The sequence below is a fragment of the Rhizobium sp. BR 314 genome, from assembly GCF_047445805.1.
Lineage (GTDB): Bacteria > Pseudomonadota > Alphaproteobacteria > Rhizobiales > Rhizobiaceae > Rhizobium > Rhizobium lusitanum_B.
This window is the reverse complement of the sequence record NZ_JARWLA010000011.1, coordinates 77,874-101,732: the sequence shown is the minus strand read 5'-3', so window position 1 is coordinate 101,732 and position 23,859 is coordinate 77,874. Positions and strand designations below refer to the sequence as shown.

General features: G+C 57.7%; 29 protein-coding genes. 13 read left to right on the top strand and 16 right to left on the bottom strand.

The genetic code is table 11. The annotated features are described in order from the left end of the window. Positions 1–70: 70 nt before the first annotated feature. The 8 genes from QD461_RS16395 to QD461_RS16360 form a co-directional block, all read right to left on the bottom strand. A complete protein-coding gene (locus QD461_RS16395; RefSeq protein WP_414088668.1) occupies positions 71–541 on the bottom strand; it encodes a hypothetical protein in 471 nt (156 codons plus the stop codon). Between the two features lie 89 nt (positions 542–630). Further along, a complete protein-coding gene (locus QD461_RS16390) occupies positions 631–807 on the bottom strand; it encodes a hypothetical protein (protein WP_414088667.1) in 177 nt (58 codons plus the stop codon). Between the two features lie 207 nt (positions 808–1,014). Further along, positions 1,015–2,223, bottom strand: coding sequence for a DUF3422 domain-containing protein (locus QD461_RS16385; protein ID WP_414088666.1), 1,209 nt, complete (start codon positions 2,221–2,223; stop codon positions 1,015–1,017). A gap of 176 nt (positions 2,224–2,399) precedes the next feature. Then, positions 2,400–3,248, bottom strand: a complete 849-nt coding sequence (locus tag QD461_RS16380; RefSeq protein ID WP_414088731.1) for a glyoxalase — start codon at positions 3,246–3,248, stop codon at positions 2,400–2,402. A gap of 133 nt (positions 3,249–3,381) precedes the next feature. After that, a complete protein-coding gene (locus QD461_RS16375; RefSeq protein WP_414088665.1) occupies positions 3,382–4,068 on the bottom strand; it encodes an ABC transporter permease in 687 nt (228 codons plus the stop codon). A 4-nt stretch (positions 4,069–4,072) separates the two neighbouring features. Next, positions 4,073–4,780, bottom strand: coding sequence for an ABC transporter permease (locus QD461_RS16370; RefSeq protein ID WP_414088664.1), 708 nt, complete (start codon positions 4,778–4,780; stop codon positions 4,073–4,075). After that, on the bottom strand, positions 4,780–5,631 hold the full coding sequence (locus QD461_RS16365) for a transporter substrate-binding domain-containing protein (protein WP_414088663.1): 852 nt from the start codon (positions 5,629–5,631) through the stop codon (positions 4,780–4,782). The genes QD461_RS16370 and QD461_RS16365 overlap by 1 nt, the downstream gene beginning before the upstream one ends. Before the next feature lie 47 nt (positions 5,632–5,678). Continuing rightward, the gene (locus tag QD461_RS16360; RefSeq protein ID WP_414088662.1) at positions 5,679–7,106 is read right to left on the bottom strand and encodes a M20 family metallopeptidase; all 1,428 of its coding nucleotides are present in this window, start codon (positions 7,104–7,106) and stop codon (positions 5,679–5,681) included. On the opposite strand from QD461_RS16360, the gene QD461_RS16355 reads away from it, so the two are divergent. Beyond that, complete coding sequence (locus tag QD461_RS16355) at positions 6,991–8,103, top strand: LysR substrate-binding domain-containing protein (protein WP_414088661.1); 1,113 nt, start codon at positions 6,991–6,993, stop codon at positions 8,101–8,103. The genes QD461_RS16360 and QD461_RS16355 overlap by 116 nt on opposite strands. Before the next feature lie 283 nt (positions 8,104–8,386). On the opposite strand, the gene QD461_RS16350 is transcribed toward QD461_RS16355, so the two are convergent. Both QD461_RS16350 and QD461_RS16345 read right to left on the bottom strand, forming a co-directional pair. Next, positions 8,387–9,349, bottom strand: a complete 963-nt coding sequence (locus QD461_RS16350) for a magnesium transporter CorA family protein (protein ID WP_414088660.1) — start codon at positions 9,347–9,349, stop codon at positions 8,387–8,389. Positions 9,350–9,506: 157 nt separating this feature from the next. After that, positions 9,507–10,055, bottom strand: a complete 549-nt coding sequence (locus tag QD461_RS16345) for a hypothetical protein (protein WP_414088659.1) — start codon at positions 10,053–10,055, stop codon at positions 9,507–9,509. Between the two features lie 560 nt (positions 10,056–10,615). Here QD461_RS16345 and ctlX point away from each other — a divergent pair. The 7 genes from ctlX to QD461_RS16310 all read left to right on the top strand — a co-directional run bounded on the left by ctlX (position 10,616) and on the right by QD461_RS16310 (position 16,800). Next, positions 10,616–11,578, top strand: a complete 963-nt coding sequence (gene ctlX / locus QD461_RS16340; RefSeq protein ID WP_414088658.1) for a citrulline utilization hydrolase CtlX — start codon at positions 10,616–10,618, stop codon at positions 11,576–11,578. A gap of 40 nt (positions 11,579–11,618) precedes the next feature. Continuing rightward, the gene (locus QD461_RS16335; protein ID WP_414088657.1) at positions 11,619–12,422 is read left to right on the top strand and encodes a dimethylarginine dimethylaminohydrolase family protein; all 804 of its coding nucleotides are present in this window, start codon (positions 11,619–11,621) and stop codon (positions 12,420–12,422) included. A gap of 29 nt (positions 12,423–12,451) precedes the next feature. Further along, the gene (locus QD461_RS16330) at positions 12,452–13,252 is read left to right on the top strand and encodes a transporter substrate-binding domain-containing protein (protein WP_184706075.1); all 801 of its coding nucleotides are present in this window, start codon (positions 12,452–12,454) and stop codon (positions 13,250–13,252) included. A 182-nt stretch (positions 13,253–13,434) separates the two neighbouring features. Continuing rightward, the gene (locus QD461_RS16325; protein ID WP_414088656.1) at positions 13,435–14,148 is read left to right on the top strand and encodes an ABC transporter permease; all 714 of its coding nucleotides are present in this window, start codon (positions 13,435–13,437) and stop codon (positions 14,146–14,148) included. Next, positions 14,148–14,849 carry an ABC transporter permease gene (locus tag QD461_RS16320; protein WP_414088655.1) on the top strand — a complete coding sequence of 234 codons (702 nt, stop codon included), beginning with the start codon at positions 14,148–14,150 and terminating at the stop codon, positions 14,847–14,849. The genes QD461_RS16325 and QD461_RS16320 overlap by 1 nt, the downstream gene beginning before the upstream one ends. 26 nt (positions 14,850–14,875) lie before the next feature. Then, positions 14,876–15,640: an ABC transporter ATP-binding protein gene (locus QD461_RS16315; RefSeq protein WP_414088654.1), complete on the top strand. Its 765-nt coding sequence runs from the start codon at positions 14,876–14,878 to the stop codon at positions 15,638–15,640. An 8-nt stretch (positions 15,641–15,648) separates the two neighbouring features. Then, entirely contained in the window at positions 15,649–16,800 is a 1,152-nt protein-coding gene (locus QD461_RS16310; RefSeq protein ID WP_414088653.1) for a M20 aminoacylase family protein, read from the top strand. 170 nt (positions 16,801–16,970) lie between these two features. On the opposite strand, the gene QD461_RS16305 is transcribed toward QD461_RS16310, so the two are convergent. Then, positions 16,971–17,600 carry an invasion associated locus B family protein gene (locus tag QD461_RS16305; RefSeq protein ID WP_414088652.1) on the bottom strand — a complete coding sequence of 210 codons (630 nt, stop codon included), beginning with the start codon at positions 17,598–17,600 and terminating at the stop codon, positions 16,971–16,973. A 173-nt stretch (positions 17,601–17,773) separates the two neighbouring features. Here QD461_RS16305 and QD461_RS16300 point away from each other — a divergent pair, with 173 nt between their 5' ends. Together QD461_RS16300 and QD461_RS16295 are read left to right on the top strand one after the other, a co-directional pair. Then, on the top strand, positions 17,774–18,115 hold the full coding sequence (locus tag QD461_RS16300; protein WP_414088651.1) for a hypothetical protein: 342 nt from the start codon (positions 17,774–17,776) through the stop codon (positions 18,113–18,115). A gap of 59 nt (positions 18,116–18,174) precedes the next feature. After that, positions 18,175–18,474, top strand: coding sequence for a hypothetical protein (locus QD461_RS16295; protein ID WP_414088650.1), 300 nt, complete (start codon positions 18,175–18,177; stop codon positions 18,472–18,474). Between the two features lie 3 nt (positions 18,475–18,477). Here the strand turns inward: QD461_RS16295 and QD461_RS16290 are convergent, their stop codons facing one another. The 5 genes from QD461_RS16290 to QD461_RS16270 form a co-directional block, all read right to left on the bottom strand. Next, complete coding sequence (locus tag QD461_RS16290; RefSeq protein WP_414088649.1) at positions 18,478–19,374, bottom strand: CsgG/HfaB family protein; 897 nt, start codon at positions 19,372–19,374, stop codon at positions 18,478–18,480. Between the two features lie 143 nt (positions 19,375–19,517). Next, entirely contained in the window at positions 19,518–19,826 is a 309-nt protein-coding gene (locus QD461_RS16285) for a curli assembly protein CsgF (protein WP_414088648.1), read from the bottom strand. Positions 19,827–19,867: 41 nt separating this feature from the next. Further along, positions 19,868–20,380 (bottom strand): hypothetical protein, encoded by a 513-nt coding sequence (locus QD461_RS16280; protein WP_414088647.1) that lies wholly within the window; start codon positions 20,378–20,380, stop codon positions 19,868–19,870. Next, on the bottom strand, positions 20,377–20,697 hold the full coding sequence (gene csgH, locus QD461_RS16275) for a curli-like amyloid fiber formation chaperone CsgH (RefSeq protein ID WP_414088730.1): 321 nt from the start codon (positions 20,695–20,697) through the stop codon (positions 20,377–20,379). Before csgH ends, QD461_RS16280 begins: the two co-directional genes overlap by 4 nt. Before the next feature lie 136 nt (positions 20,698–20,833). Beyond that, complete coding sequence (locus QD461_RS16270) at positions 20,834–21,910, bottom strand: hypothetical protein (protein WP_414088646.1); 1,077 nt, start codon at positions 21,908–21,910, stop codon at positions 20,834–20,836. Positions 21,911–22,237: 327 nt separating this feature from the next. On the opposite strand from QD461_RS16270, the gene QD461_RS16265 reads away from it, so the two are divergent. The 3 genes from QD461_RS16265 to QD461_RS16255 are packed head-to-tail and all read left to right on the top strand — an operon-like array spanning position 22,238 to position 23,544. Then, positions 22,238–22,723, top strand: coding sequence for a hypothetical protein (locus QD461_RS16265; RefSeq protein ID WP_184706051.1), 486 nt, complete (start codon positions 22,238–22,240; stop codon positions 22,721–22,723). Further along, complete coding sequence (locus QD461_RS16260; RefSeq protein ID WP_414088645.1) at positions 22,707–23,114, top strand: helix-turn-helix domain-containing protein; 408 nt, start codon at positions 22,707–22,709, stop codon at positions 23,112–23,114. The genes QD461_RS16265 and QD461_RS16260 overlap by 17 nt, the downstream gene beginning before the upstream one ends. 4 nt (positions 23,115–23,118) lie before the next feature. Then, positions 23,119–23,544 carry a DUF6941 family protein gene (locus tag QD461_RS16255; RefSeq protein ID WP_184706047.1) on the top strand — a complete coding sequence of 142 codons (426 nt, stop codon included), beginning with the start codon at positions 23,119–23,121 and terminating at the stop codon, positions 23,542–23,544. The last annotated feature ends 315 nt before the right edge of the window (positions 23,545–23,859 follow it).

Sequence of the window (23,859 nt, the reverse complement as noted above, 5' to 3'; positions counted from 1 at the left end):
TCGTGGTGGAGCAAGATACAGCCACGTGACTGATAGCTGCTGGGATGGATCCAGCTTTCCACGGTTTAGGTCACGCCAAAGTCTTGAACGCGCGCCTGGCACCATCGTTTAATTCAACCCCGATGCCTGGAATATCGGGAGGATTTGACCGCCCTTCACCGATCATCGCTCCGGTAAACAGGCCGCTGAATGGGTAAAAGGCGAACGGCGTCAATTCCGCCCCGGCAAGCCCCATCGCTGCGACCACATGCAGGCAAAACAAGTGCCCGCCAAGCGGCCAGAAGGAATTGCGATCCCAGCCGAGTGACGTCAGATGATCGACAATGTCGATATATCCGGGAAGGCGGTAGCAATGGACAGGATCGAAGACGAGGACATCTCGCACACGGCGTAGCCCTGCGTGACGATCCAGCAGCTTGGCTTCCGCGAGCGAAACCAGAGCTTCGCCGGCAGCAAGCCGGCCGGCATAGACGTTCAGCAATGCGGGCTTGAACTGGAAAGTCCAAGGGATTGCAGGCGTCTTCGAACCAGCGGAGGCCAAACGGGGCGAGCACCGACGCCGCAGCAAGCCCCTGGTCCAAATCGTAGAGGTTCATGGCCACCGCGCTTTTCACCGGTCATCGTTGCCTTTCACGCTCGGAACGGATCGATATTGTCACCGGCGTTGTTCATGAGCAGATCCCGCGATGCATTCAAGAGGCGCGGCGCAAAGCGCTTGCGGATCAGACCGCTCTGCCCGAACCCGCCGACGGAGGTATAGCCGTATCCGACGACAGGCTTGCAGTCTCGCTGCTTATTCGTGGTCACGGCGGCAATGCTCGTGGTCAGTCCCCGGTAGGCAAGGCATGATCGGTATATCTGGATATGGGTAACAGCCGTTCGCTGACGTCAATTATTCTCAACCGTCATCTCCCATTTGCGTTCGATGAGGAGAAGAAGCCCGCAGGGACAGAGCTACGACATCAGCATTTCAGCTAGACCGCTCTGTCGGTGCTGCGCTTCACCAAAGCGAACTCATGATTTGAGCGCGTGCCTTACCCTCAGGATTGCAAGAGCAACTGCGCCGATGACAACCGGAATCGAAATCAGCATGTAGATCGGATCGATATGAAGGCCAGCGTGATCGGCGGTTTCGAATGCAACCTTGATCAAGCTTAGAAGATAATAGCTGATCGCAATGATCGACAGTCCCTCTACTGCCCTCTGGATCTTCACCTGCGTTTCTGCCCGCTCGGCCATCGCCTGGATCTGGACCGCATTTTGCACTTCAATATCGACCTGGATTCGGGTCTGCAGCAAATCAATCAGATGCATGGTCGCGTGCGAAAGCTGCTCCAGCCGCAGGGCCGTCGCCTCGCAACTTCTCACCGCCGGCTTGAACCGTCGGGCGACGAACACTCCGAAGCGCTGGAAACCCGGTACATGCGTTTCCCGCAATTCGACGATGCGCTCCTCGACGATCTTGGCATAGGCTGCCGTCGCGCCAAATCGATTCCGCGTCTGCGCAGCCGCGGAAATCACCTCGGCTGAAAGTTGCGAGATCTCATCGAGAAGACGCTTGTGCTCTTCTGCAGAGGTTGTTGCATGACGATTGGTCAGTTCGACGAGCTTTCGGTCGTATCCACCAAGAGCCGGGCCAAGCCGCCTGGCGTCCGGAAGACCCAACAACGCCATGACACGGTAAGTCTCGATCTCATAGACCCGCCGGATCATCCGCCCGAGACGATAGGCGTTAAGATCGCTGTTGAAGAGAATGGCTCGGCTCGAACTATTGTCTCCAACACGAAAATCCGAGCATACCAGCGCCGCCCCGCCGCCAATCGTAGACGCGGCAGTGTCGCCAAAATGGAATGCCGATAGAAACGGTCCCAGTTCAGCTGGTGCCGCCCCGCAGACAAGGATCTCCAATCGGCAAATAAACGACCAGTCCGATAGTCCGGCCAGTCGCGCGGCCTCTTCTGTCGAAAGGTTACTGCCCGGCCATTCCCGCGGTTCCCTTTCAAGAGGGGTAACCCTCGTCACGGTAACGAATTCCGTGTGAAACTCGACCTGTGTTGACGCACCAGCCAATTCATCATCGGCCTCAATGGTACGATGGTTTGGATGGTGGGCCGTGGACGCAGTTCCTGCCAATGCTATATGTTCGACGATGGCGGGGCCGGAGAAATAGATTGACGGCCGTGCATGTAGCTCGGAATTGAAGTCGAGTGCGGTCGCTTGCATTTGGCCCCCCAATATTCCTAGGATCTATAGCGTCAGGCTCGTGACGATCGCAAATATCTATCCTTGAACTCGCTGCGGCAGAATGTCCCGAGCGACACGAGCAGCTGCTGTCCAGTAGTATCTGGATACATGCCCTTCAGGTAACGGCTTCGTACCGGCAGGATTTCCCCAAGCCCTCACTGCGAGGAAAGCGAATGAATCTCGGCGACATAACCGCCGGGGAATTCGACCATCGCCGCCTTACGTCTGTCCGAGGTATGGGGATCGACGAGGACAGTTGCGCCGTTCGCCTTGGCCTTGTCGAGCGTCGCGGCAAGATCGGAGACCTCGTAACCCGTCGTCTCGTGGCCATAGGGGTAAGGTAGATAACCGTCAGTTGCGAGCACGGTCATCTTGCCAAAGACAGATTCGATGCGAAGACGGTGAAATGTATCGTTGGGGCGGCCGATCTCGATGCCGGAGGCCTTTTTGTCGTCAGACACGACCTTGCCATCGGAAAAGGTCAGGAAGGCTTTGACGAACTTGTCGACGGCATCCGGTGATACATAGACACGGTTCTCCGGAACTTTATCGAGAGCCGCATAATCGGGCTTGGTTTTATGCCAGTAGAGCTGCATGTTGATGCCGCCCGGCCATTGAATGACGGCATCCCGACCGATCGGATCGGGGAAGGTCTCAACCACGACCGACGCGCCGGCGGCGCGGGCCGCGACGACGGCGTTATCCAGATCGGTCACCAGATAGCCGGTTCGCTCCGCTCCGAAGGGGTAAGGGATCGGTGTCTTGAAGCCGAAGAGCGACACAGTTCCGACCGGCGTCTGCAGAAGTTGCGACGTCGTGCTGCTCGGCGTCGGCGTCACGGTCGCAACCACCTGCTTCGTGCTCGTACCGCCGAACGTGCCGAGAAAACTTGTGACGAAAGCGTCCACCTTGTCCGGATCGACATAGACGTGGGTCGTGTCATATTGCGCGCCCACGCCGACTTCTGCATGCGGCGTTTGGGCGAGCGCCGCCTCGGTCTGCATCAGGGAAACCGCGATGAAAAATCCGGCAGTATAGGTATTGCGGGCAAGCATATTCGGGGCCTCCATGGTGATTGAGGTATCCTGATCGAGATCGAGCCCGGTTGCCAGCAGAAAGCGGATGAAGATGCATAGCCTATGCGGCCAATCCCGGAATTGAGAAACGCGCTTCGACGGTCCTGAACAACAGCATGATAACGGCATTCAGGATAAGATAGATGGCGGACACCATGACAAATACCTCGATCACATCATAAGTCTCGCTCATCAAATCTCTCGCCGTGCCCGTAAGTTCCATGATCGTCACCGTCGAGGCGAGAGACGTTGCCTTGATGGTGATGACGATCTCGCTACTTGAGGCTGGGATGGCGCTGCGCGCCGCTATTGGCAGGGTGATGAGGAAGAATGTCTTGACGCGGGTCAAGCCAAGCGATGTGCCGGCCTCCGCTGTGCCCTTCGGGACGGCGCCGAGGGCGCCGCGAATGACCTCTGCGACGTAGGCCCCTGATCCAATCGCCATTGCGAACACGGCGCAGATGTATGGATTGCGCAAGAGGGGCCAGACGAAGCTGCTGCGCACCATCTCGAACTGGCTAAGTCCGTAGTACAGCACGAAAAGCTGCACAAGCATGGGCGTCGATCTGAAAATCAAGACGTAGAGGTCGGCCAGCCTTTGTGGGATGCGGTGGCGAGAGCATCTGGCCCATGATGCCAGGGCCCCAAAGCCGAAAGCCAGCGGAACGACACAGGCAGTCAGACCGAGCGTCGCCGTTGATGCGCCCAAAAGCTCTCCGGCGATATAGAGAAATTGCTCCGTATCCATGCGATCAGCTATGCCTCAATCTGTCTTCCATCCAATGGAAGAAGCGGTTCGATACGAGGACGATCGTGAAATAGGCCAGGGCGGCAAGCCCATAGAACAGGAAGGGTTGTCCCGTTGTGCGCCCGGCCGAGCTTGCCACGCGCATCAGCTCGCTGACGGCAATGATCGACAGGAGTGTCGTCTCCTTGACCGCCATGATCCAAACGTTGCCGAGCCCCGGCAGTGCGAACCGCAGCATTTGCGGAATGACCACGAACAGCATCCCGTGCATCGGCCTTAGCCCGAGAGCGTGACACGCCTCGAACTGGCCTATCGGCACCGCCTTGAACCCGCTGCGATAGACTTCCGTACTATACGCCGCAACAACGAGCGTAACGGCAATGACGCCGATGAAGAACGCGTCGATCTCGATATAGTCATTATATCCGAAGCCGCTCGCAATCCACATCAGCAGGCTATTGGTGCCGAAGAATAGCAGAAAGATGACAAGCAAGGGCGGCACCCCGCGCAGAAGAACCGTGTAGGCGGTCGCCGTACCCGACAGAAGCCGGGAAGACCCAAGCTTTGCAAAGGCAATGAGAAGGCCCAGCAGTGCGCCGAAGAGATAACCAAGCAGCGCACAGATTACCGTTACACCAAGCCCTTTCAACAAGGGCTTGCTCCATGCCAACACATCCCAGGAGAAAAGAGCCGACAGGGACGCTGCGCTCATCAACCGGCTTCCCTGCAGCGATCCGGATCGGGCGCCGTTGCGATGTCGAAACCCAACCATTTCTGCGAGATCTGGGTAACGACGCCCTTTCGCTTGAGCACACAAAGCGCCTTGTCCCAATCATCTTGCAACGGCTGCTCATTCTTGCGCAGCAATCCGCCGACGCCGACGCCCAGATAAGGAAAATCCTTGAAGGTGAGGTCCGGGCTGAGGATCTCGACATCCCTCCCGTTGGCTGAGCGAACGAGATCGACCCAAGGCGAGCGCCCGGCGACAGCAGCATCGACACGGCCGGCTAACAGATCGAGATTGAGACTATCCTGATTGTCGTAGAGCCGCACCGTCACATCGCCGCCCAGTTCCGCATCGACAAACTTCTGGCTCTGCGTGCCTGATTGAACGCCGACGGCCTTGCCCTTCAACGCGGATTTCAAGTCGGGCCAGGTCTTTGCGCCATTAAGTCCTTCGCCTTTCCGGGCGGCGACATTGATCGGCAAATTGCCGTAGCTTTGTGTAAACAACAGCCGCTTTGCGCGCTGCGGCGTAATCGAGATACCACCGATCAGGATGTCATACTTGCCCTGCTCAAGCGCCGGGATCAGGCCTTCCCACGGCTGCGTGCCGAAACGGCAGGACCGGTGCATCTCTTCGCAGACGGCCTTGGCAAGATCTATATCAAAGCCCACCAATTCTCCGGAAGCCTCCATACTGGCCCAAGGCTTATAGGCACCTTCCGTGCCGATCCGCACCTCTGCCTTGGCGCCGTCCTGCGCGCTGACGCCGCCAGCACCAAGGCAGGCCGCAGCGGCTATCGCAACACCGACAGCCACCCATGATTTCAACAGATTCATTCGCTCCTCCCAACTCTCTTATATCGCTGACGATCAACTCGTGATCATCAGCCTTCCTGCTCCCGATTGGCATCTTGTGAGCCGCGCCTCGGCGGCGGATCGTCTGACCCGAGATCCCAGAACAGGCCGGTCATGATGGCGAGCCCCTCGGCAACGAGGGGTATCAGCAAATGCTCATCCGGCGCATGCTGACTGCAGCCTGAATAGGAATGCGGCACCCAGACCGTCGGTATGCCAAGCAGATCGGCAAAGCAATTGTTCGGCAACGAACCGCCGGCATTGGGAAGGACGGTCGCAACCTGCCCTGTCGTCCTGTGGATGGATGCGACAGCCCATTTCATCAGCGGATGCTCAGGATCAAGCCGGGTGGCGCCCCAATCATACTCGAAGGTGCTGCTGACCATCTGGATGCGATGGAAGCCTTTGCGGTCAAGAAACTCCCGGATCGCCTCATGAAAGCGAGTGGGATCGACATCCACCGTATAGCGGATTTGCATGCGCGCCCAGGCTTTTGGCGGGATGGCGTTGACCGGATGGTCAGGTGTACCGGCGGTCATCGCCAGGACCTCCAGAGAGGTCCAGCCAAAGACGCGTTCCGCCGGCGTCAAATCCGGCTCGCCCCACCAGGGATCAAGTTTCGGCCCCTCGGGGTTTTCCCTGATCTCGATCGCACGCAGGGCTTGTGAGACGGCTGGCGGCATCGCATCCGGAACAATGCCGCGCACCCTGATATGCCCCTGTTCCGAAATGAGGGAGGCTATCGCATTGCTGAGGATCGTCGCTGGATTGGCGATCAGGCCACCCCAGTTACCGGAATGATGCCCGCCGGCGCGCAGATCGCAGATCAAATCGAAATCGTAGGTTCCACGCGTCCCACCGACGAGCGTCGGCCGATCGGCGATCAGCCGTGGGCCATCCGAAGCGATCAGCCAGTCCGCTTTCAGCTCATCCTGATACTTCTCGCAGAACTCATAAAGTCCAGCCGACCCAGTCTCCTCGGAGGTTTCGAGTAGAAAGACGAGGTTGTATCCAAGGCGCTGGCGTACTGCCAACACAGCTTCGATCGCCAATGCGGCAATCGTGTGCTGCCCTTTGTTGTCCGCCGTTCCCCGCCCGAAAATGCGATCGCCTTCGACGGAGATCGTCCATGGGTCTCGATTGGCGCTCCATTCACCCTCCATGCCAAGGACGACATCGGCATGACCGTAGACCAGCAAGGTTGGAAGTGCTGGGTCCTCGATCCTGCGCGCGATGAGGAACGGTCCGCCGCCAGGCATCTCATTGGAGATGATCTGACGGTCAAACCCGAGCCGCTCCAGATCATCTGCAAAGTGAACGAGATATCGATTGCAGTCGGCAATGCGGGCAGCATTCTGGCTCTCAGTGGGAATGGCAACCCTCTTTGCCAAATCATGGAGAAAGCGACCGTCCGAACCATGGGCTCGCGCAATTTCCAAAGCAGCGTCTCGAGACATAGTTTCCCTCACCTTTGTCGTTGACAAAGATAAATCAGAGGGCGATTTCTTGCGCAAACCAATAATTTTCCTAGAGACCCTTAGAAAAACTAAGCCATCCATGGTTCGTCATCTACCTCCCCTCACCGCACTGAGAGCATTTGAAGCAGCTGCTCGGCATTTGAGTTTCGTCCAGGCCGGAGCTGAACTGGGCGTGACCGCAGGCGCCATCAGTCACCAGATGAAACAACTGGAGGAGTGGGTCGGGGGAGCATTGTTCGAGCGTCGCGCCAATGGCGTCACCCTGACGGAGAAGGGCCTGCTTTACGCAAAGAAGCTTGGCGCGGTTTTCGACCAGATCTCATCCGCCTCCCTCTCCACTCGCGCGGGCGAGATGAAGAGCCAGGTATTGATCCGGTCCCAGTTTTCGGTTGCCTCGCGATGGCTTGCCCCGCGCATGGCTCACTTCAACCAAGCCCATCCCGATATATCGGTCAGTATCGCCGCCCTTCCGCAGCGGTGGAATGTTCAGGATCCGCCGCCCGATCTTGCCATCTACCAAAGTCTAGGCAATGTCGCAGGCATGCAGCAGGATCTGCTGCTTGGCGGACATCTTGCCGCGGTCTGCGCTCCCGAATTCCTTGAGCGCCTACCGAAGCAGCCGACACCTGCGGATCTCTTCGGACAGCCATTGATCAAGATCGAGTTCATGGAGCCCGGTTGGCACGACATCGGCTGGGCTGCGTGGTTCCTTGAAACCGGGTTCGGCAATGTCGACCTGCATTTTGCCATAACCTTCAACCTGATCTTCCTTGCCGTCGAAGCATGTATCGCAGGTGGCGGGTTTGCGCTCATTCCGAATTTCATGATCGAGAAGGAGCTCGCTAAGGGGACCCTGGTCGAACCCTTCGGCATCTACCTGCCGATCCGACAGCCCTATATGTTGATGACGCCGGAACCGAGCCTGAAGCGACCCGAGGTGGCAATCGTGCGGGACTGGATCCTGTCGCAGCGATAGCGAATATCGCCGGCACAATGCTCGTACAGATAGCCCCGAACTTGCCCGAGAGATCCTCCTCGAAACAAGCACGAGCTTCCTTGGACCCGGCGCGCAACCTCCCTTGGCATCGCTCTACCTGATGGTCAGCGAGAGCCGCAATATGTCGCGGCGGCCTGGCGGGTGGCCGCGGCTCCCTGCCTTTCGATCGTGCTGACACCGCTTGCCTTATCTGTGGCTGGTAATTGGGCTCGCAGTCGATTGACCTATCTCGAGTTTCGCCGTTTCGCCATCACCAGCCGGCTTAGAACCAGCCCTTTATCTTGAACCAGATCAAGGGAATGATCGCGCTGATCAGGATCACTGCCCAGCCATACTGATAGCCCCAGACCCAGTCATATTCCGGCATGTTTTTGAAATTCATGCCATAGACACCAGCCATCAAGGTCGGCGGGATGCCGACGATCGAGACGATCGTCAGAACCTTGAAAATATCGTTCTGCGCTATGCCGATCAGGCCGACCAGTGCATCCAGAACGAATTGGACCTTATTGGCCAATTGCTCTTCGTAATCCGAAAGGGAATGGATGTCCTGTCGCAGGCTGCCGACGCGCGGCTTCAATACTCCGCCGTCCCAGTCACAGGCATATTGCTCTGCATAGGCAATGACACGCCCGAGCCCCTGCAGGCCGTCGCGCAGTTCCGAGAGACGGTCACCAAGGCGACCAACCTGTCGCAATTGGCCGCGTAGAACCCGATTGGCCCGCGCGGGATGGCGACCGCGAGTATCGTCGGCGCGGAACGCCTCGACCGAGAGGCCATTCAATTCGCCAGCCAAATGCTCAAGAATGTCGGCAACATGGTCGACAATCTCTTCGCACAATAGAACGAACACTTCGACGCTCGATTTCGGCATATCCTGGTCGGCAGCAAATTTGCCAGCGACCGCCTCGAAGGTGGGCAGCGGCATGAACCGAACGGTGACCAGTCTGTCGGCAGACAAAACAAATCCCAATGGCGGGGTTGCCTGCACGCCTTCAGGACGGCGGGCCGCCGATGGCGTGCTCATATAGAGCATGCCGTTGCGCTTCTTGAGACGGCTCGACACCTCGATCTCGCTGAGGGCGCCCAGGGACGGCAATTTCGTCCCGAGCAGTTTTTCGACCTGAGCCACCTCTTCGGCAGAGGGATTGAGGAGATCGATCCACAGTGCGTCCCTGGCGGCCTCTTCAGCCATTCCGGCTTTAGCTGGGTAAATATTCAGCATTGTTTGGATTATCCCTCGATTGGCGTACTTCCGGTCTCCCGGAACGAGAGTGATCAGTCTGACCTAATGCTGGCAGACCCCGAAAAGCTTCAAGACCGAAGCCTCTGTTTAGAAGCTTCGGTCTCTCAACAGGTCATTCACTCAAGACTGATCGACGTTAGTTCGTCGTCGTTTCAGCTTTTGCCTTACGGCCTCTCTTCGGCTTTGCCTCGCCGTCGGCAGTAACCGCAGCGGCCTTCGCCGGGGCGGCTTTGGTAGCTACGGTCTTGGTAGCGACAGCCTTGGTAGCCGCTGGCTTTGCCGCCTTCGAAGCGGCGGCGCTGGCGCCGGCCTTGCCGGCATTCAGAAGTGCGGCGCGGCGCTGGCGGTTATTTTCGAGGGCCTGCTGAAAGCCGGTGTCGCTCTGTGCATGATGCGCGAGATCGTCGAGAAATTCGGCGACATCCTTGAGCGTTTCAACGACGACGTAGCTCAATCCCTTGCCGGCATTGACCGCGTCACGACCAACGGTCACACCAAAACCGCCGGGTACACGCTGAAACCAGGTCGAGCGCCACTTGCTGAAGCCGTCGACATCGCGCTCATATTCTTCGAGATAGGCTTTTTGTTCCGCAATTCTGGCGCGGAAGGTGTCGATGACAGTTTTCGCTCCTGCTCTGGGTTTATCAGCCTTTTTGGAAGACCATTTTTCAAGAAAATCCGTCACTGTCTTAATTCTCCATAGAGCGGTTGGCCGGCTACTGCCGTCAATCGTCATCGTTAGCACGGCGCTTGGGGAACTGCTAAGGTGCTTTTTTGTGCTTGCGTAATTTTTCGACGGATCACCGGCAAAAATCCACTCGTCTTGGCCGCAATCACCCAACGACACGCGCCAACCGCCATCGAGGGCCGGAGCCCTTTCGGCACGACTGTCGCGCGCATCCGCTCAAGCACAAAGCTTCTTCAATTTGGCAGTGTCGAAACCCGTGATTCACCTTGTCGCGGCCATTGGTATAAATCTGCACAAATCGGCTGAGCAATGTGCCAGATTTCCTAGCAAATTTTCTACAGTTCTCAAATTTCAACTGACGCTATGGCTTCCTAGGCTGCCTCATCAAACTTCCTTGTGGAACTGGAAACATGGTTCAATTTCTAGATGTTGATGACGTTGGAGCATCAATCTGCACACAGGACCAGGGGAAGAAACCGATACTGCAAGATCGGCGCGGTCTCTGCGGCCGGTCGCATCATTCAACATCTGTTCATAAGCGGAGCAATGCCTGAACAATGAGCAAACTTTCCGTCCAGGCCCCAAAATCCGTTGTGATGATCAGGCCTCATCACTTCACCCCGAATCCGATGACCGCCAAGGACAATTCGTTCCAGTCGAATGACGAGAAGCGTGCTGCAGCGGCAATCGCGGGTGCTGCATTCGGTGAGGTAACGCACATGGCGGAGGGCTTGGCTGGGGCGGGCGTCACCGTCCATGTCTTCGAAGACAAGACCGCTGCGACACCCGATTCCGTCTTTCCGAACAACTGGTTCTCGACTCATTCCGGTGGCCACGTCGCCATCTATCCGATGTATTCGGCGAGCCGCCAGTCCGAGCGGCGCAGTGATGTGATCGAGATGCTGAAGACGGACTATCGCGTCCAGGATGTCATCGACTATTCCGGCCTCGAAAAGGACCATGTCTATCTCGAGGGCACCGGCGCCATGGTGCTCGACCATATCGGCCGCGTGGCCTATGCCGTCCGCTCCAACCGCACCAATGAGGTCGCACTGGAACGCTTCTGCACGCATTTCAATTTCGAGCCGATGGTCTTCGACGCCGTCGACCGTAACGGCAAGGCGATCTATCACACGAACGTGCTGATGTGCATCGGGACCGACTTCGCACTTTTGGGATCTCAGATGATTCCCGATGTCGCGCGAAGGCGGGAGATCATCGCGCGCCTGGAAGAGACCGGCCGCAAAGTGATCGACCTTTCGATCGAGCAGATCGAGAACTTCGCCGGCAATGCCATCGAGCTGGACGGGCGCGACGGCAGGTTGGTTGTTTTGTCCGCAAGGGCTCGCGCGGCTCTCGACATGACCCAGATCCAGGACATCGAACAATCGGCAAAATTGCTGCCATTCGATGTCTCGACCATCGAGCTTGCCGGCGGATCCGTCCGCTGCATGCTCGCCGGCATTCACCTGTCGCGCCGCGAACCGGCGGTCACACAATTGCTTTACGCAGCCGGTTGAGCCGGATAGAGAAGCCCGTACAAAAGTAAAGGTACCTGCAATGTCGCAAGCAAGATCAGTCTATCACTTCAATTCCGTCATCGTGCGCGAACCCTCGCGCTCCGTCGTCAACGGCCTTCGGGCCGACGATCGCGGCAATCCGACGTTCGAAGGCGTCAAGGCCGAGCACGATGCCTATATCGCCGCCATGCGCGACGCCGGCGTCGAAGTGACCGTTCTCCCGGCGCTCGAAGCCTTCCCGGATTCGGTCTTCGTCGAAGACCCCGCGCTTGTGTTCACCGAAGGCGCGATCCTGCTGCGTCCAGGCGCAGTCAGCCGTGTCGGAGAGACGGCCGAAATTACGCCGACGCTGCGCGATATGTTCGAAACCGTACTCGATCTGCCGACCCCGGGCTTTGCCGATGGCGGCGACGTGCTGACGACGCCGAAGAGCGTCATGATCGGCCTTTCGGCGCGCACCGACAAGGTCGGAGCCGAGGCTCTTTCCGCCTGCATCGCAAAGCTCGGCCGCAAGGCGGAGATCGTCGCGACGCCGGAAGGCGTACTGCATTTCAAGACCGATTGCTCGCTGCTCGATGACGAAAGCGTCCTGTCGACCGCCCGCCTCGCGCGCTCAGGCGTCTTCAAGGAGTTCAAGCAGATCATCATTCCGGAAGGCGAAGAGCCGGCCGCCAACGCTTTGCGCGTCAATGATGTCGTCATGGTCGGTGCCGACTTTCCGCGCACGATCGAGATGCTCGACAAGCTCGGCTACAAGGTCGTGCCGATGAAGACCACCGAGATCGGGAAGATCGATGCGGGCCTGTCCTGCATGTCGCTGCGCTGGTATCGCAACGGCCGATAAGCACACTCAAGAACAAACGGGAGAACAGAATGCACAGCTTCAAATCGAAAATCATCGCCGGTGTCGCACTGATACTGTCAGCCGGCTTTGCTCATGCCGAGGATACTATCCGTCTCGGCATGACGCCCGAGCCCTATATGCCGTTCACGCAGGTCAATGCAGCCGGTGAATGGGAAGGTCTCGAAGCCGATCTTTCCCGCGCTGTCTGCGAGAAGATGAAGATCAAGTGCGACATCAAGCAAATGGCCTGGGACGGTCTTATTCCTTCGCTGAACGAAAAGAAGGTCGATTTCATTATCGGCGCTTTCTCGATCACCGATGATCGCCGCAAGGTCGTCGATTTCAGCACGCCCTACTACACCGAAGGCACGTCCTTCGTTGGCGCCAAGTCCGATACCACGAAGATCGCTACGGTCGATGCGCCGGATGGTTCGGGCAAGATCGTTGATCCATCAATTGTCTCCGGCAAGATCATTGGCGTTCAGACATCGAGCGTTCAGGCTGCCTATGTTGCGAAATATCTGAAGGGCGCCGAGGCGAAGAGCTACGACACCGCCGACAATTCCGTCGCCGACCTGGTTGCTGGCCGCGTCGACTATGTCCTGATCCCTGATCTCTACATTCAGACGTTCCTGAAGTCGCCGGCCGGCGCCGACTATGAGGTAAAGCTCGAAGTGCCGAAGAACACCACGCTCGGCGAAGGTGTTGCCTATGCCATTCGCAAGGACGATGCCAATACGCTCGGCAAGGTCAACGGCGCGCTTGCCGAACTCAACAAGGACGGCACGACGCAAAAGCTGGTCGACAAGTGGATCTTCGGCAAGAAGTAATCGCGTGACGCCGGGCGTGGCCTTGGCCACGCCCGGGGCGCCCTTTCCTGCTCCCCACGCGACATCGCTTCAGAAGCCTCATCGCAACCGCAACGAGCAGACGACGCCTGATCCCGCATATCGGCCCGTTGGGCCGTCCGGCTGATTGCCACAGGCAAAGCCGCATAGAGCAGGTAAAACGCATGGACACATATTGGCACTTGCTCGGCTGGGGGCCGGAGGGCTGGGGCGCGAATTTCGCCTGGGGTCTGCTGATGACCCTCCAGGTATCGATCGTTTCCTATATCGTCGCCGTGATCTTCGGCCTTCTGGGAGCTGCCGGCAAGCTTTCGCATCGTCGCTCGCTTCGTATTATCGCCGGGCTCTATACGACCGTCGTGCGCTCTCTGCCGGAGCTACTGGTCATCCTTCTCCTTTATTTCTCCGTCGCAAGCGGTGCGGAACGCTTCCTCAAATATGCCGGCCTTGTCGATGCCGCGTTCCAATTCAGCCCGTTCTGGGCGGCAATCATCGCGCTCGCCTTCGTCTCAGGCGCCTTCATGACCGAGGTGCTGAGGTCCGCCTATCTCGCGATCCCGCCGGGCCAGCTTGAAGCTGCCGTATCGATCGGCATGCGGCAACGCAAGATCCTGACCCGCGTCGTTCTTCCGCAAATGATGCGCCATGCGGTGCCGGGCATGGGCAATCTCTGGCTTTCCATCACCAAGGAAAGCGCCATCATCTCCGTGCTCGGCTCGTTTAGCGAGTTGCTCTATACGGGCTATCGCGCAGCCGCCAGCACCAAGCAATATATTCTCTTCTATGGCCTGACGGCCCTGCTCTTCCTGCTCATCACGCTGGTTTCCGTCTTCATCATCAGCCGTATCGAAAACCACCTGAACCGGGGGCATCGCTGATGGAAACGATCACCAACGTCATCTCCTATCTGCCTGCCCTGATCAAAGCGATGCCGCTGACGCTGCTGCTTACTGCAACGGCCGGCATATTTGGCCTCGTGATCGGTACGCTGACTGCGCTTGCCCGCCTCTCGAAATACAGATTGCTGGCATGGCCGGCCTTCGCCTTCACCTTTGCATTTCGCGGGACGCCGTTGCTGGTACAGATCTACCTGATCTATTACGGCCTTGGCCAGGTCCTGCCCGGCACCTGGGTTCGCCACAGTTTCCTCTGGCCCTATCTGCGCGACGGATTGTGGTACGCGATCGCCGCACTCAGTTTGAACCAGGCTTCGTACAATGCCGAGGTCATTCGTGGCGCGATCCAGGCGATCCCGCGCGGTCAGATCGAGGCGGCGCTTTCAGTCGGCATGAGGCGGTGGACCATCCTTCGCCGTGTCACGCTGCCACAGGCGTTCCGTCACTGCATGCCGGTCCTGACGAGCGATCTCATCATTCTTTTGAAGACGACCTCGCTTGCCTCGACGATCACCATTCTCGAAGTCATGGGCACGGCGCGGATGCTGCAGCGTCAGTCCCTGTTGATCTTCGAACCGCTGATCGCCGCCGGCATCATCTATTTCGCCGTGGTCTTCATCCTGACCCGGATCATGAACGTCGTCGAGTTCCGCATGACGCGTTATCGCGCCGCTCGGGCGTGAGCTCGAAAGCCTCGGGAGGAATTGAAATGGTCGAGACAGCACTTTCTGTGAAAGACATCCACAAGAGCTTCGGCGGTGTCGAAGTCTTGAAGGGTATCTCGTTCGAAGCGCGCAAGGGCGACGTGATCTCGCTGATCGGCAGCAGTGGCTCGGGCAAGAGCACGCTGCTTCGTTGCATCAACTATCTCGAAACGCCGGACAGGGGCGAAATCTCGGTCGCGGGTGAGGTTATCCGCACGGCTCCCTCGCGTGGCGGCAAGATGCATGCAGCCGATCCCCGGCAGCTCGAGCACATTCGCTCGCGCCTCGGCATGGTGTTCCAGAGCTTCAATCTGTGGTCCCATCGCACGATCCTCGAAAACATCATCGAAGGGCCGATCCATGTCCTCGGCACGTCGCGCAGGCAGGCGATCGCAGAAGCGGAGGTGCTGATGGAAAAAGTCGGCATCACGCCGAAGCGCGATCAATATCCGGCGCAATTGTCAGGCGGACAGCAGCAACGTGCGGCAATCGCCCGTGCGCTTGCCATGAAACCTGAAGTGATGCTGTTCGACGAGCCGACCTCGGCACTCGATCCGGAACTCGTCAACGAAGTGCTTCAAGTCATCAAGAAGCTCGCCGAAGAGGGACGCACCATGGTGATGGTCACGCACGAGATGGCGCTCGCTCGCGACATTTCGAGCGAGGTGATCTTCCTTCACAAGGGACTGGTCGAAGAACGCGGCGCTCCTGACAATGTCATGAGGAACCCGCAATCCGAGCGGCTGCGCCAATTTCTGCGGATGGGATGAGGACTGAAATGAGCGATATCGATTTCCAGAATTTCCTGCCGGAACTCGTTGAGATCAGGCACCGGCTGCACCAGATACCGGAAATTGGCCTTTCCGAGTTCAAGACCTCCGATTTCATTGCCGCTCAGCTCGAAAAATGGGGCTTTGAGATCACGCGCGGCCTCGGCAAGACCGGCGTGGTCGCAACCCTTCGCGCCGGCAACAGCAATCGCGCCATCGGCTTTCGCGCCGATTTCGACGCGCTGCCGATGCAGGAGGAAACCAATCTTCCCTATGCCAGTCAGCATCCCGGCGCCATGCATGCCTGCGGCCATGACGGCCACACGAGCATGCTTCTTGGTGCGGCCTGGGCGCTGTCGCAGGACAAGAGCTTCTCCGGTACCGTGCATTTCATCTTTCAGCCCGCCGAGGAGAATTTCGGTGGCGGCAAGCTGATGATCGAAGATCGACTGTTTGAACGCTTTCCCTGCGATCAGGTCTTTGCCCTGCATAATTGGCCGGGCATCCCGACCGGCACCTTCACGACGCGGGCCGGGCCGATCGCGGCCTCGATCGACGTGGTGACCGTGACCGTCAAGGGCAAGGGTGGACACGGTGCGCAACCAGAGCTGACCGTCGATCCGGTGGTCGTCGGCTCCAGCATCGTCATGGCGCTCCAGACGTTGGTGGCGCGCAATATCTCTCCTCACCAGCCGGCGGTCGTTACCGTTGGCGCCTTCCTGGCCGGTTCAGCCTCCAACATCATAGCCGACACGGCAGTACTCGAGATCAGCATGAGGGCGATGAACCCGAAGGTGCGCGAGGAGATCCGAAGGCGCGTCGAGGAGGTGACGGCGCTACAAGCTAAGAGCTACGGCGCCGACATCGCGTTTGACTGGCAGGTGGGCTACCCGGCAACGATCAACGACCCGCAAGCAGTTGAGGTCGCAAGGTCGACGATTATACGCCGTTTCGGCGAGGATGCTTTTACCGAACTCGACCTGCCCTTGATGGGCAGCGAGGATTTCTCGTTCCTGCTGGAAAAGGTTCCCGGTGCCTATGTGCTGATCGGCAATGGCGACAGCGCCGGCCTGCATACAACGACATATGATTTCAATGATGAGATTCTGGAGCAAGGAGCCATGTACTTCTACTACCTGGCGAAGGATCAACTGGCATAAGCAGGACCCGCTGCCGGCATCATTGACGGAGCTCCCGACAATTGCGGCATCCCGGCAGTCGTCTGGTTTGCTGTCAACCTGATCATCAGCACGGGAGACCATGCTTACCATCCCGCGACCTCACATTCGAGATTATTCTTGAGTGAGGTTGGCGGGCAATGTTGCAAGCATTATCCATCCTTGGCCCGCATAGCTTGATAGGCGGCATTAAAACCGTCCAGGGAAACAGGAAGCTCCGCGACGTTTCCCTGCATCATCCGAATAGAGACCTTTCCTGACTTTTCCTTCATCAGGACATCAAGCATTTCAGGCGGACAGAGCCCCTCGACCAAGCATCCTTGCGTGGTACAACGCGACACCTTCGCGACCGTCGAATATTTGCTGCCAAAGCCGATCTTGACGCCCTCCTGAATGGCAAACCCTAGCGGAAGAGCCATTTGCATGCCGATCTTGTTGTCGGCGGAGCGTGCCATGCTGATCACCATGAATACCCGCTTTTGATCGGGTGACGCCAACCGGTACATGATCTGACATGGAGGCTTCATTGACGTATCTGTACTACATTGCAGCGTCCATGCCGCAAACTTCTGCTCAGTGACGTGCGATGTGGGCGGCACGGCTGCCGCTGGGCTTGTCGATGCGGGACCGGGCAACGCGTCGTTGCCAGTCTGCCCCGCCTCGTTAGGGGGCTCGGCCTGCGGCTTGGCCACATCGCCATCAGCGCTGAGCGCCAAGGACGCGAGTGCTTGCGAAAGCAGAATTGCAGCACAGAAAATTGCGAGTTGCTGAGATAAACGCATACACTCCTCCCAATATTTTATTTGCAAATTCACGATAAATGTACAATTATATCGAGTAATGTTCCATATGGTTTTCCATTTGTGCTCAATATATTTCACGTTTGTGAGAATACTCTAGGAATATGTTCTGCAAATGAAAGGAATACTTCAGACGCGCAAAGGAATATGCTCGGATGATGTTGACAACCATCGCAAACTACTCGCTCGTTACGCTGCTCGCAGTGAGCAGCGGTGCGCTATTTGGCGAGAGCTATCTACAACAGGCGCCTCCTGAAAAGACCAATCCCGCATTCGTCGAGCAGCTCCCGGAGACGTCTGTGGTGCCAGCGGCTCAACCGCCGACCCAACACCGGAAACTCTCGCATAGACCAAAGACCACTCCGACCGTCAGGTCGCAAACCGCACTGGCAAACAGCATCTTTCCAAACGTCGGCAGCGGCGTTACCGAACGAGCGGCACCTGGCCCCGCCGACAATAGCCTGCCGACGGTCGGGCAAGGCACCGTAGGACACTGACCGCATTGCGACACTGACCTCCAAGGCGCCTACCCTCATGATCGAGGAGCAACATCGAAATGAGACATGCTGATCAAACCATCATCGTCCTAGTCGTGCTCCTGGCCGGCACGCTTGCCGCGACAGAGGCATTGGCCGTCGATCAACCGGTTATCCGGCATTCCGGATTTTCCGAAACCCGCATTCCTCAGGTCAACGGTAACGTTCCCATCAGGAAGAACAGCAGTCTCGACAAGGCAACCGCCGCCCAGACCTTGGCCAAACAGAATTCAGGCGACAACGCGCAGAATGGAACCGTGAGCTGCGGGCCTGAGAACGCGCAATCCGATATCTGTCGAAAGATGATCCAACATCGCTAGCGCTCATAGGCTCTTCGGCTTGTCCATGATGACGGGTGGCCTTGACGTCGTCCCGATGGCAGGCTGGGTCGCCGCGCTGACCTGCTGGTGATCTTGCACCGGCGCAATCGGCCTTCCATTGCTGTCGAGCTTATATGTCATGGCCCTTTGATGCTCCTCCAGATAGCGCATGAATGCTGCTCCGGCGGCGGCATCCTGGAACTCCCATAGCCCGTTCTTGACGCCTTCGAAGATCAGCGCATAGACAGCGAGCTGTATCCCCTCCTGGACCCCCAGGGTTGTCGGCGCATTTCGGGTAATGCCGCCTTCGATCTGGAGCAGCTGATCGACGCCGACGAAGCGGAATGCCGATCCCTGCAATTGCACGGAATAAACCGTTTTTGTCGTACTTACGGAGGCCAGAACGCGCCCTGTGCTAACGCTCACGGCTCGCAGCGATACCGTCACGATATCCTTGCGATACTGAGTGTTTCCGCCGATGCCGAGATAGTTGGCACCGATACCACCCGTCGTTTCATTTGAATCATAACCAATGATGCCGCCATCGAGCAGTACGCCAGCAAAGCGGAGCGGCGGTATCCCGCCTGCCTTTGCACCATAGACCGCCGCCCGCGTATTCTGGATGATCTGCCGCTCCTGCAGCAATGATTGCAGATCGGTTCGCTCCACCACGCTGAACCACTCGCCGTTTCCGGCCTTGGTCAGAACATCGGCCAGCATCTGGGCGCCGCCCTGGGTCAAGGCACGCGAAAATTCGGCGAAGTTTTCATTCGGCTTGTTCTGCCCGGTAAGATCGGGGAATGAGTAAACCGCAACGTCAAGCCTCTGCTTGGGGCGCGGCAGACTTTCCAAGGCCACACCCGTCTTCGTGGCAGGCATCAGCGTTGCTGGAGTACTCATCGGATCGAGGCTGCTGCCTGCAGCAGCGCAGCCTCCCAGACCCAATCCGCACAGCACTGCTGCAACGGGAAAACCAACTCGCGACATGGCTCTACGATTAAATCGCCCCCATAGGAATTGAGAGGTTACGCAATCAATTCGATTTACGGATTGGCAGGCACCTGACCGCTTTGGATCACGATGACCGGAGACGATCCGCTCGAACTCGCCCCCTGATTTGCGTTTCCGAGATTGCTCAATGCACTATTGAGGCCGGAGAGGTCCGGCGTCTGCTGCTGGCCGGACTTGACACCGTCTCCCTGCGTCTGCGCCGTCGACAGCAGGAATGACCCATTTAGCGGATTGCCACCGAATGTTGGATTGGTCGGCTGATAGACCAATTGCCCCGCAAATACTGGCAAACCTGCAACGGCGCTCAAGACGACCGCAACCATTGTCGCACGTAGGATCATTTTCATTTCTCTCCCTGGTTCCTGGACGCAAGCACGCCCACTCAACGCTTGATAAGCAGCCCGCCACCTGGCAAACGCGCGATCAATACATTGACCGGCGCCGAACCTGCGGGCTGGAGAACACTTACGTTCATGCCAGCACCGTTCAGCAATACGACGTTCGATCTCAGATTATTTCCGGCTTGAATTACGTTTATCTTGCCATAATTTCCGATGATGCCGGCAGTCGAGATGTTTCCTGCCCCGCTCTGGAGATGATAGACGCTGTTGCGCATGCCAATTTCCAGCGTCTGCGCCAGATTGCTGCCATGCCTCGTGCCCCCGGTCTCCGGCGGGCCTGGGGTCATCCCCGCCACATGGTTCGAAGTGTTGCGATATTGCTCCGTCTGCAACGGTGGCGTCCCACTGTTGAATGTCAACGTCGTCGTGACATTGACCGGGATCTGAACGACATAAGCCGTTTCGGCTCGGCACTCGGCTGCCGTCTGGCAAGCCAAGGCGGCAAGCGCGATGCCGACGCCCTGCGCAAGCCTCGAGTGATTTATGCGTTTCATTCCGGTAACCCACATTGTGATGCACCTCGATCTGTTTCGATCCTCAGTCTCGCATTTACGTCAGCCTTGTCCGCCACGTCGACCATCGCCACGGCAAGGATCAGATCCGAACCGGGCTCCAGATCGAAACTGCCCTGTTGAACGCTCTTGCTGGTGCCGCCGGATCCATGGGAGAGAAGAACCAGCCTATATGTTCCCGACGCCATCGTTTCCGATCTGGCAATCGCCTGCACCACAAGAAACCGTTCACTCCTGTTTGTCGCGATCAGACACTCTACCCCCGCCTGCGAGGCGGCAGGAACCGCGCACGAAAACATCATGGCCGAAAGGAAGAGACATTTCGGAGTTCCAAGAGCCCATGAATGCCTGCAACCGGCGACCGCCTGTGCGGCGGACGCGATCCTTTGGAAAGAGGAGGCAGACATTTCCTTTCGCCTCCCTTCTCGCCTCTTTTTAGTGCTGGACCGTCACGGCGACGTTCCTGTAACCAAACTGTGCGGTCACCGACGTATTCGTCACAGAGCTTGAGCTGGTCTGAGAGGTCAGCGCATAGTTGCCGGTGCCGATCTGCACGGTTCCCTGAAGGTTTGAACCACCGAACTGGAGGCCACCACCCTGTGCGCCTGTCTGGGATGCAAGCGCCATGTTGCGATTGCCAGCCTGGACGATGAGGGAATCATTGGAGCCGAGCGGATTGGCGATCTGCGCCGTCAGCGCGGTATTACCGACGCCAAATTGGGCAGTACTCGCTTTATTCACGCCAAAGAATGACCGTTGGTTCGTTCCGGCGAAGTTGCGTCCGCCGGCCTGGAACGTGTCCTGTGAATTGTTGCCGCCTTGCTGGCTGGCAAAGGATACGTTCTCCCAACCAAACTGCGTCGTGGAGGAAGCATTGCCGTTACCGCCAACGACGCCCCATTGAGACGTAGCAGCAAAATTGCCGGTGCCAACCTGCAGCGTCGTCTGGTCGTTCTTGCCGCCGTCCTGGCTGGCGACGGCACCGTTACCCCAACCGAACTGCATGATGTCCGATTTGTTGGAGCCATGGGATCCATCTGTCTGGGTCGTCGAGGCAAAATTCAACCCGCCCACCTGAAGGGTGTTTTGAGAATTGTCTCCTTTGGATTGATCCACGAATGCGGCATTGCCGAAACCGAATTGGCTCGTCGTAGAGTTGTTCTTGTCGCCATCACGCTGCCGGGTCGAAGCGAAGTTCAAGGTGCCGAACTGAAGCGTGCTCTGATTGTTGGTTTTCCCCTTCTGGTCGGCGCTCGCGAAGTTGCCGGTACCAAACTGCAGGATATCGGAGGTATTGGACTTTGCCTTGTCTTGCTTGGTGGCTGCAAAGTTGCCGAAGCCATTCTGAAGGGTCAGCGCTTGATTGTTGCCACTGTTCTGCGTGACGAAAGCACTGTTGAATCCCCCTACCTGACCGATGAACGAGTCATTGTCAGCCGGCGGCGACGGGGGCGCTGCAAGCGCCAATGACGTGCTTGCCAGCAGAATGGCGAGAACTCCAATCGTCTTCATGTCGATCCTCCCTGTTCCCCAAGGCGGGGCAAGCGACCATTCGCCGCCCTCAAGCCCTCTAATAGGCCGCCTGGCGAGAATCGAACAAGAGAACCCTTCGTACTAGCACTGCCGTGCCGAACCGGATCAAGTATCTGAAACCTACCTCAAAATGTGTAGGGATTTAGATATTTATTGTCGCAAGACAGATATTATACTCATCATTGATTAGGCGTACTAAGCCATCAGGAAGGTAGATAAGTGCAATCCAAATGTGCAGCAATTCAATTCACCGTCAGGCAACTGAAGTGAAAGGCTTGCCACATGATAATGGATTAGTTGACAGTCATGACGACGTTTGACAGTCTGATAGCATCAGAAGCAATCGTTAAGGTTGAGATTCAGCTTGGTCGAAAGCAGTTGCCCAAGAGGCTGCTTTTTGCCACCCCGGATTTTATCAATTGGCTAAGCGAACGTGTAAGCAAGGATGAACCCTCGTCGCTCGGCGCGGTGCTTAGACCGGTCGAACAGCTGGATTTTCTCTTCTACACATTTGTCTCGGGCAAGCCGCTCATTCATTCAAGACAGTTCAGAGCAATTCGGCTCGAACGAAATGCGGTTTGGGAACTGAAGACCGTGGATTTCCGCATATTCGGCTGGTTTCCCATGCGCAATTGCTTTGTCGCTGTCTTCGGAGACTGGGCCGATCACGTGAAGGATCATGATCTTTACCGCGGTTATCGGCTCGAGGTGCGCAGATTGCGCCGTGAGCTGGGCGTAGGAGATGCATTGTGCGTAGAGGGGGCAAATCCGGAAGATGTCATTTCGGTTTGAGATAGGCGCGCGTGCGCGTGCGGCTAGCCGCTTTGTTGCAAATGTTCGCGGCGATTTCATCGCCGCCATCATTGCAAGGAAGTCCGAGAAGGGCATCACTCAGCAGCAGCTTGCGGAATTCGTCGGCGTCAGCCGAAGGGACCTGAACAGTTATCTCTGCGGACAGCGGGAGCTTCCGCTTCGCTCGATTGCAGACCTCGCCTGGGCTCTCGATAAGGAGATCCATATCGAGCTTTGTGACCTTGCAGGATCATCGGATGGAAGTTGCGCCTCGGAACCCGAGACGCGGGCCGCCCTCCATCCAGTTTGCTCCGGTGGGGTCGCCACCTGGAGTTCTTCGCGCGCGATCCGCACGATTGTGGTCCGCGCCAACACTGATCGGGATGAGTGAAGACATGCGCTACGGATATTGTATCTTTTGCGACGATGTTCGCACCGAAATCGGGGAGAAGCTGAGTTTCATCGGCGTTTACAGTGGTGTCCTGATGTTGCCGGAGTTTCCGTTCTCCCTGCCCAAATTCTGCGTGCATGTGAACTTGATCACCTCCGCGACAGAACCGTACCGGTCCATCATCCTGCGATGCGTCGCACCTGGCGATCGACAGCCAATTCTGGAAGAACGATTGGATGCGGCCCAACTCGATGAGCAAAAGGATCTTTCCGCTGGGATGGAAGCGAACGACATTCCGATCAATCTCGTCATCGGCGCCAGCCTTATCTTCTCGCCGCTCAGATTCCGCCAGCCCGGCCTATTGACGGTCGGCGCGATAATCGACGACAAGCCGGCGGAAATCGCCTCTCTGCGAGTAGCGCAGCGATGAGGCCGACCTTGACCACTGAGGGCCTATCTGCGGCCCGTTGGCCGCCTCCCAATTGCGCCGGTAGATTGAAGGCTTGAGGAAGTTTGGCAATTGGCATGCCAGACTGCAAGCCGTCTCGGCGCGGGTAACTTTCACGTATCTCTAGGAAATGCGCGCAGGCCCTCTTGAGGCCCAACGCGTAGGAAATCCATGAGATGGATTCTTAATTGCGGCTCCGGGATTTGCAGGCTTTTGACGGCATCGTCGAAAATGCCCCGTCCCTGCTCTTTTTCTGCCCGACGGCCGGTGGCATGTCAGCCACCGACACCTGCCCAT

Bases quoted from the DNA above. Each gene is read 5' to 3' on its own strand.
- QD461_RS16330 (WP_184706075.1), top strand. From the start codon at position 12,452: ATGCACAGCTTCAAATCGAAAATCATCGCCGGTGTCGCACTGATACTG.
- QD461_RS16380 (WP_414088731.1), bottom strand. From the start codon at position 3,248: ATGCAGACCGAGGCGGCGCTCGCCCAAACGCCGCATGCAGAAGTCGGC.
- QD461_RS16315 (WP_414088654.1), top strand. From the start codon at position 14,876: ATGGTCGAGACAGCACTTTCTGTGAAAGACATCCACAAGAGCTTCGGC.
- QD461_RS16305 (WP_414088652.1), bottom strand. From the start codon at position 17,600: ATGCGTTTATCTCAGCAACTCGCAATTTTCTGTGCTGCAATTCTGCTT.
- QD461_RS16290 (WP_414088649.1), bottom strand. From the start codon at position 19,374: ATGAGTACTCCAGCAACGCTGATGCCTGCCACGAAGACGGGTGTGGCC.
- QD461_RS16350 (WP_414088660.1), bottom strand. From the start codon at position 9,349: ATGCTGAATATTTACCCAGCTAAAGCCGGAATGGCTGAAGAGGCCGCC.
- QD461_RS16360 (WP_414088662.1), bottom strand. From the start codon at position 7,106: ATGTCTCGAGACGCTGCTTTGGAAATTGCGCGAGCCCATGGTTCGGAC.
- QD461_RS16285 (WP_414088648.1), bottom strand. From the start codon at position 19,826: ATGATCCTACGTGCGACAATGGTTGCGGTCGTCTTGAGCGCCGTTGCA.
- QD461_RS16365 (WP_414088663.1), bottom strand. From the start codon at position 5,631: ATGAATCTGTTGAAATCATGGGTGGCTGTCGGTGTTGCGATAGCCGCT.
- QD461_RS16385 (WP_414088666.1), bottom strand. From the start codon at position 2,223: ATGCAAGCGACCGCACTCGACTTCAATTCCGAGCTACATGCACGGCCG.
- QD461_RS16355 (WP_414088661.1), top strand. From the start codon at position 6,991: ATGCGGGCAGCATTCTGGCTCTCAGTGGGAATGGCAACCCTCTTTGCC.
- QD461_RS16295 (WP_414088650.1), top strand. From the start codon at position 18,175: ATGAGACATGCTGATCAAACCATCATCGTCCTAGTCGTGCTCCTGGCC.
- csgH (WP_414088730.1), bottom strand. From the start codon at position 20,697: ATGTTTTCGTGCGCGGTTCCTGCCGCCTCGCAGGCGGGGGTAGAGTGT.
- QD461_RS16265 (WP_184706051.1), top strand. From the start codon at position 22,238: ATGACGACGTTTGACAGTCTGATAGCATCAGAAGCAATCGTTAAGGTT.
- ctlX (WP_414088658.1), top strand. From the start codon at position 10,616: ATGAGCAAACTTTCCGTCCAGGCCCCAAAATCCGTTGTGATGATCAGG.
- QD461_RS16375 (WP_414088665.1), bottom strand. From the start codon at position 4,068: ATGGATACGGAGCAATTTCTCTATATCGCCGGAGAGCTTTTGGGCGCA.
- QD461_RS16260 (WP_414088645.1), top strand. From the start codon at position 22,707: ATGTCATTTCGGTTTGAGATAGGCGCGCGTGCGCGTGCGGCTAGCCGC.
- QD461_RS16370 (WP_414088664.1), bottom strand. From the start codon at position 4,780: ATGAGCGCAGCGTCCCTGTCGGCTCTTTTCTCCTGGGATGTGTTGGCA.
- QD461_RS16280 (WP_414088647.1), bottom strand. From the start codon at position 20,380: ATGAAACGCATAAATCACTCGAGGCTTGCGCAGGGCGTCGGCATCGCG.
- QD461_RS16310 (WP_414088653.1), top strand. From the start codon at position 15,649: ATGAGCGATATCGATTTCCAGAATTTCCTGCCGGAACTCGTTGAGATC.
- QD461_RS16255 (WP_184706047.1), top strand. From the start codon at position 23,119: ATGCGCTACGGATATTGTATCTTTTGCGACGATGTTCGCACCGAAATC.
- QD461_RS16335 (WP_414088657.1), top strand. From the start codon at position 11,619: ATGTCGCAAGCAAGATCAGTCTATCACTTCAATTCCGTCATCGTGCGC.
- QD461_RS16320 (WP_414088655.1), top strand. From the start codon at position 14,148: ATGGAAACGATCACCAACGTCATCTCCTATCTGCCTGCCCTGATCAAA.
- QD461_RS16270 (WP_414088646.1), bottom strand. From the start codon at position 21,910: ATGAAGACGATTGGAGTTCTCGCCATTCTGCTGGCAAGCACGTCATTG.
- QD461_RS16325 (WP_414088656.1), top strand. From the start codon at position 13,435: ATGGACACATATTGGCACTTGCTCGGCTGGGGGCCGGAGGGCTGGGGC.
- QD461_RS16300 (WP_414088651.1), top strand. From the start codon at position 17,774: ATGATGTTGACAACCATCGCAAACTACTCGCTCGTTACGCTGCTCGCA.